Annotated in this window: 1 protein-coding gene; it reads left to right on the forward strand. The window is 45.0% G+C overall.

Features of this window, described 5'->3' with window-relative positions:
- On the forward strand, window positions 1–1176 hold a 1176-nt coding region (locus R7F67_RS24470), incomplete at its 5' end, for a nucleoside recognition domain-containing protein (protein ID WP_318057495.1).
- Between the last annotated feature and the right edge of the window lie 23 nt (window positions 1177–1199).

The following is a 1199-nucleotide window of genomic DNA, read 5'->3' on the forward strand; positions in this document are numbered from 1 at the left end:
GGTTACATGGCTCGCGCTGCGTTTGTACTCGATAAAGTGATGCAGAAAATCGGCTTGCCGGGTAAAGCGTTTGTGCCGTTGGTTCTTGGTTTTGGCTGTAACGTGCCGTCAATCATGGCAACACGCACTCTAGACCAAGAACGTGAGCGTAAGTTAGCGGCATCGATGGCGCCATTTATGTCATGTGGTGCTCGTTTACCTGTATATGCACTGTTTGCTGCGGCGTTCTTTCCTGGTTCTGGTCAAAACATTGTCTTTGCACTTTATCTATTAGGTATTGTGGCTGCGATCTTCACCGGTCTTTTCTTAAAGCACACTCTTTACCCTGGCAGTAGCGATAGCTTAGTTATGGAAATGCCAGACTACGAATTGCCAACATTGCAAAACGTCGTGATCAAAACTTGGCAAAAGCTAAAGCGCTTCGTACTGGGTGCAGGTAAAACCATCGTTGTGGTTGTTGCTATCCTGAGTTTCCTAAACTCGTTGGGTACAGATGGCAGTTTTGGTAATGAAGACAGTGAAAACTCTGTACTTTCTAAAGCGGCACAAGTGGTAACGCCAGTGTTTGCGCCAATTGGTATTCAAGAAGATAACTGGCCAGCAACAGTTGGTATTATTACCGGTATTTTCGCCAAAGAGGCGGTCGTTGGTACGCTAAACAGTTTGTATACGTCGCCAAGTGACGGTGAAGAAGCAGAGTTCGATCTGATGGGTAGCCTAAAAGATGCGGTAATGAGTATTCCTGAGAACCTTGCGGGCTTGAGTTACTCTGATCCATTAGGCATTGAAGTGGGTGACCTAACAGATTCAAATGCGGTCGCAGAAGAACAAGAAGTGGATGCGTCTATCTTCGGCAACATTAAGTCTCAGTTTGTTTCTGGTCATGCCGCGTTTGCTTACTTGATCTTCATCTTGTTGTACACACCATGTGTTGCTGCGATGGGGGCGTATGTACGTGAATTTGGCCATAACTTCGCACGTTTTATTGCGGTATGGACGATGGGTTTAGCTTACCTATGTGCAACGTTCTACAATCAGTTGACGCATTTCTCTGAAAGCCCAATTACTAGTGGTGTCTGGATGGCAATTATTGTTGCAATCTTCATCGGAACTTATCACGTATTCAAACGTATTGGTAAAAAACAACATGGTGCGTTAGAGGCGCAAGTCGCATGATTTTAAATGAGCTTTATCAATAT

This window comes from Vibrio sp. YT-17 (assembly GCF_033337375.1).
GTDB lineage: Bacteria > Pseudomonadota > Gammaproteobacteria > Enterobacterales > Vibrionaceae > Vibrio > Vibrio alginolyticus.